Annotated in this window: 6 protein-coding genes; 1 reads left to right on the forward strand and 5 read right to left on the reverse strand. The window is 42.9% G+C overall.

The window, feature by feature from the left end; translation table 11 throughout:
• Positions 1-421 (forward strand): transposase (locus U9Q77_01935; GenBank protein MEA3286125.1); only part of this gene is annotated, 421 nt, incomplete at its 5' end.
• A gap of 184 nt (positions 422-605) precedes the next feature.
• Here U9Q77_01935 and U9Q77_01940 read toward each other — a convergent pair.
• The 5 genes from U9Q77_01940 to U9Q77_01960 form a co-directional block, all read right to left on the reverse strand.
• Entirely contained in the window at positions 606-1,028 is a 423-nt protein-coding gene (locus U9Q77_01940; protein MEA3286126.1) for a hypothetical protein, read from the reverse strand.
• Positions 1,029-1,076: 48 nt separating this feature from the next.
• Positions 1,077-1,448, reverse strand: a complete 372-nt coding sequence (locus U9Q77_01945; protein MEA3286127.1) for a zf-TFIIB domain-containing protein — start codon at positions 1,446-1,448, stop codon at positions 1,077-1,079.
• A gap of 104 nt (positions 1,449-1,552) precedes the next feature.
• Positions 1,553-3,913, reverse strand: a complete 2,361-nt coding sequence (gene lon, locus U9Q77_01950; protein MEA3286128.1) for an endopeptidase La — start codon at positions 3,911-3,913, stop codon at positions 1,553-1,555.
• Between the two features lie 164 nt (positions 3,914-4,077).
• Positions 4,078-5,058 carry a hypothetical protein gene (locus tag U9Q77_01955; protein ID MEA3286129.1) on the reverse strand — a complete coding sequence of 327 codons (981 nt, stop codon included), beginning with the start codon at positions 5,056-5,058 and terminating at the stop codon, positions 4,078-4,080.
• A gap of 511 nt (positions 5,059-5,569) precedes the next feature.
• Positions 5,570-5,708: DUF6125 family protein (locus U9Q77_01960; protein ID MEA3286130.1), on the reverse strand; the 139-nt coding region annotated here is incomplete at its 5' end.

Consider the following 5,708-nt stretch of genomic DNA (forward strand, 5'->3'; position numbering starts at 1 on the left):
ATGTCTGAAAAAGGATAAGCGGGAACAATTATTCAAATATATGTGGGGGATATTTAAGAATAATAATTGCCATTTATATAGAATTAATGGTGTTGAAGACCATATACATATTATTACACATATCCATTCAACCGTTGCCTTATCCAGTTTTGAAAAGGATATAAAAACAGCTTCTTCTGTGTGGATTAAGCAGGAAGAGATATTCCCGGCATTTGAATCCTGGCAAATAGGATATGCTGCTTTCACCTACTCCATAGATTCAAAGGATGATTTAATTGAATACGCTAAAAATCAGGAGAAGCACCATCAGAAACAATCATTTATTAATGAACTTAAAGAACTTCTGATGAAACATGAAAAAGCACGCATATTTCATGAGGGCATACAAAAGTTGCATTTCTTTATGAAATATGCTGGATAGAGTTTGATGAAAAATATTTGCTTTAGTATTGTTCAACCCCTCCGGGGTTGCAATTATTGTGGTTCATATACCACGGGTTTCACCCGTGGCTATTCGGATTATTCCCCTTCAGGGAATCTGGATCTGAGTAAAAGATGGAAGCTTCCTGACAATCCAACTAACTCTGAGGTACGCATTATGACGATTAACTTTTTGATTTTACCAGATAAAACAAACCTGCAATCAGACCAATCAAGATACCAGCGGGTGCCAAAAATATTGCCCCCAGAAAACTCATCACAGCAAGTCCTGATAGCAACTGGTTCAGGATAGGAATTGTGCCTATATTCTGATTGATTCCATCAAAAATATTGTGGAGTAGAACCAGTACGGGGAAACTGATTACGGATACAGCAAAGAGGGTCCCAAAAAGCCGTGCTTCCCGCCAGTGGTGCAGAAAAGCAAAAACAATGAGCGTCATGCCAGCAAAGGCAACTACAATTCCTGGGATGTTGTCAGAAATTCCCATGAAAAAGGCGATTACCATTAAAATAATTCCAGCACCAATTAAGGGAATTGTTCGATCACGTTTTAACTGGGTTTTAATGAATATGATTATTTGATCCACGATGGCCTTCCATGCATTGCGTCTCTACAATACCAAAATATAAAAATATTAATCATCCCGTTTGAAAATCGATTTAAAAAATTCACCAATGGTCAATTTCTTATAATCGCGAAACTCCCCGGCATCAAAATAAACCCCTCTGCATTCTGGGCAGCGTTCATAGTGAATATGGGACTGTTGTTCATCAGTTTCCGGCATCATCAATGTTCGGCATTTGGGACAAAATGCACTTTTGATCTCATTCTGTTCCTGACCAATATCTGTATCACCAATATCGATGACCTCGGAACCAGAGAGTTTCTTTAGATCCTCAAGTTCAAATTTATCAAACCAGATGCCATAACAGTTTGTACAGCGATCTACTTCAACCCCTTTGAACTCAATGTTTTTCATATAACGTTTACATTTGGGGCAAAGCATTTAATTCCCTACATCCTTGTAATAAACCGTTAAAACGGTTTCAGGTTTTCTGAGTGTTTAGCAGCCCACGACTGAAGTCTTGGGTTGCTGATAGATCGTTACCCTTATTTTTTCTTCTTTGGGGTGCCATTAGCTGGTTCCAGGGCAAGTTCGATAACATCACAAATTTCTTCAACAAATAGAAACTCCATCTCCTTTTTGACCTTTTCCGGTAGTTCAACCAGATCTGCTTCATTCTTTTTGGGCATAATAATGGTTGTTAAGCCCGCTCGGTTGGCAGCCATTACCTTCTCGCGAATGCCTCCAATTGGTAGTACTGCACCGCGTAAAGTGATCTCTCCTGTCATACCCAGGTTGCTCTTAACCAGACGCTCTGTAAGCAGGGAGATCATAGCAGTAAATAGTGTGATACCAGCCGAAGGACCGTCCTTGGGAACAGCACCAGCGGGAATATGAACATGGATGTCGAATTTTTTATAAAAATCTGGATCAATACCAAACCGGACTGCATTTGATCGGATGTAGGAATACACTGCCTGAGCAGACTCCTTCATGACATCACCAAGCTTACCGGTAAGTTTCAGACCGCCTTTACCTTCCATTTTCATGGCTTCAATAAACAGGATATCACCACCCACTGCAGTATATGCCAAACCGATGACAATCCCATAATTGGACATGCGTTCAGCGATCTCACTGTGTCGTTTTGGTGGTCCCAATAGCTTGGTTATGCTACCCCTGGTAATCCTACGCGGCTTTTCATTTCCTTCTGCTCGTTCCCTGGCAACTTTACGACAGACATTGGCAATCTGACGCTCCAGATTTCGAACACCTGCCTCATAGGTATAGCGACTAATTATCTCTCCGATCGCTGTATCCATAAAAGTAATCTGATCCTCATCCAGGGCATGTTCAGTGACCTGTTTCGGGATAAGGTATGATTTGGCAATGTGGATTTTCTCTTCTTCAATATAGCCGGGAAAGTCGATCATCTCCATTCGGTCGCGCAGGGGACCAGGAATGGGATCCAGCCAGTTCGCAGTAGCAATAAACATGACCTTTGAAAGATCAAAAGTGACTTCTAAATAGTGGTCACTGAAAGAATGGTTTTGTTCCGGGTCCAACACTTCTAAAAGCGCTGAACTTGGGTCACCCCGGAAATCAGTCCCCAGCTTGTCTACTTCATCCAGCATAAAGACTGGATTACGGGTTTTAGCTTTCTTCAAGCCTTGAATGATACGACCAGGAAGCGCTCCAATATAGGTTCGGCGATGACCACGGATTTCCGCCTCATCACGCACTCCTCCAAGTGAGATTCGAATAAATTCACGGCCCAGTGAATCAGCAATTGATTTACCAATTGAAGTTTTACCCGTTCCAGGGGGCCCCTGAAAGCACAGGATGGGACCCTTAATCGGTGCTTCTGGATTTTGCTCCATTTTCAGCTTTCTTACCGCTAAAAATTCCAGAACCCGATTTTTGACCCTTTTTAACCCATAATGATCCCGGTCCAGAATATTCAAGGCTTCCTGAACATCCACCCGGTCGTCAGTTTCCTTATCCCAGGGCAGTTCAACCAGCCAATCCAGGTATGTTCGAGAGACCGTATACTCAGGTGATGATGGTGGGATTCGTTGTAAACGATCAATTTCTTTCTTCGCAACTTTCAGAGCCTCTTCAGGCATCCCGGCTTGGTCGATTTTTTCTTCCAGTTCCTTGATCTCAAGGGTCTGGTCATCTTCACCCAATTCTTTTTTGATTGCCTTCATCTGCTCACGCAGGAAGTACTCGCGTTGACTTTTTGAAATCTCCTCCTGAACTTCGGTCTGAATCTTTTCACCAATCTCCTGACGTTGGATCTCACGATTGATCAAAACAGTTGCCTTCTTGAGGCGTTCGTTCACATCCTTTTCTTCCAGAATATCCTGTTTTTCGGTATTGGAAAGCTGCATCATTGAGACTGCTCGATCTACTAAACGGGCTGGATGCTGAATGTTTGAAAGCAGCGAGATGTGTTCCTGGGTAATGTAATCAGCAACTTTGGAAAGCTCCCGAAACAGAGACCGGATATTGGCCGACATGGCATCGGTTTCCAGGTCTGCTTCATAGATCTCCTCAATTCCCTCGATAGTGGCCTTATAATATGGATCAGTTTGGGAATAGCCTTTGATCAGGACTCGATCCCCGCCTTGTACAATGGCACTCTGGCTGCCATCTGGCATATCCAGAATCTTCATTACAGAAGCGGTGGTACCAACGGTGAAGAGATCAGCAACTTCCGGGTTCTCAACTGAGCCTTCCCGTTGAGCTACTACGACAATGGTTTTTTTGCCGGCTGGCAGTTCTCTTAAGAGTTTTAATGATCTTTCGCGACCGATATACAGGGGAATCACCTGTTGTGGAAAGAGAACCGTATTGCGCAGCGGCATAACCGGGAATGAGTTTGAAGGAATTATTTCTGACATATTGAATCTCCGTTATGGAATATGATAGTTAGAATTGAAGTATTATTCGCAATGAGCTTTTAAGATCGCTCTTTTCATTTCGTAGTAATTTTTTGTTTCATCTATGATCTTTGTCTGTAGGATGAAACTTGAAGAGTGCAGAGATGCGGCTTTGGGGTGTATGGCTAAAACTCCTCATAGTCCCGGGTTTCATTGATGCGCAGAGACTGAAAATGTTTCAAAACCTTTAAAACTCGCAGGGTAACACCAAAGTCACCATGTTTGTCACGGCCAACAATACTTGGCCACAAACCATCTCTAAGCTGAATCCCTACAAGCCAGTCCACTAGTTTTTCAGCTTTACGATCCCGTTTATCACCATCCAGTAATTGCACTGTCTCCAAATAGCGTAAGGATCCACCTGTGAGCAGACTCAAACCGCTGGTTCCAGTTATAAGCGTATCCCAAACCTGCATACCTGGCAGCAATTGACTTTGGTCTTGAAGCAATAAATTGGAGCTAACATATCTTAATCCTTTTTGAAGGGATCTATTCTTCCGGAATATTTGTGAGTGACCCATGGTCCAGAGGAAGAACAATGAACTCCATATACATGACTCCTGCTCATCTACCAAACTTGACCAACCGCCGTCACTATTTTGATCGTTGAAAACACCTCTTACCAATTGCTTGATAACAGGATTACTCTCTAACTTGAATTCAATTGCCAGATAAATTGCCTGGGTCACATGATGAAATCTTAGAGGCAGTTCTTTTTCAGCCAGAAATCGAATCACTTCGCGCATTCCCAGAACCACCTTTTCAGTCTTATTGGTCACTATCAGTTCCAATAGCTCATGCAGGGATTCCAGCTGGGTAATAAATTGTAATGTCTGGATCTGCTTAGGATCCAGCCCTTTTATGGGATTACCCATCGGCCAAAGACCATCGGCTTGCTGTTCAGCGAGTTTTTTGCGACGCGGCTTGTGTTTTCTGAGATTTTTTTGCAGTGCTTCAAAGTCATCGGAGTCCTGGTCGCCCAGGAGATCACGCAAAACCTGATACCTGATCGGTAGCGGTGCAGCTTGTAGAAGAACCGGTATGGGATCTTTCTTTAAGGATGCCAACCAGGGCAGGTCTTCAGGTGTTTTGATTTGATTCTCCATCACCACAAATTAGCACCAAAACCCTCGCTTACAAGGTTACAGTGCGAGCTAATCAAAGTTATTATCGAGTAAAACGTGATTTTTAGATAGCTGAGGCACTAATTGGTGCGCTTAAGCGTAAGGCTTTCTCCTCATTCCTGCGAAATTTGATAAACGGTTGAAGCGGTTATAGGCCGCCAATATTTTAAGAAGCCCATGACTTAAGAAGCTGTGTGAGAATAGGGGCAACTCTTACCCCATGCTTTAGCTTGGGGGTATGATAACCTACAATTTCTTGGGGCTTTAGCCCAGTATTGTTGGGCTAAAGCCCTCCTTTTTAATATTTTTATAACCCCCAGGCTGAAGCCTGGGGTAAGTATTAATAGTAACAGTACTATACGTAGATAACTAAAGATAATATTAGCAAGCAATTATTCCGGCGCAATGAAGTTTTCACACGGCCTCTTAAGTCGTGGACTCCTGACCATCTACAATTTAAACAACCGTTCTAACGATTTAACCACAAGGACTGTTAAATTGAAAATTTCCAGGCGCAGTAATACTCCTCTGGATGTGCATCCGGTGGACAGGCAATGCACAAAGTTGAGATCCTTGGATCAATGGTTCTGGCAAATTCGGTATACTCGACGATCCCAACGGATTTGCAGGGG

It is taken from the genome of Candidatus Neomarinimicrobiota bacterium, assembly GCA_034716895.1.
GTDB lineage: Bacteria > Fidelibacterota > UBA8477 > UBA8477 > JABMPR01 > JABMPR01.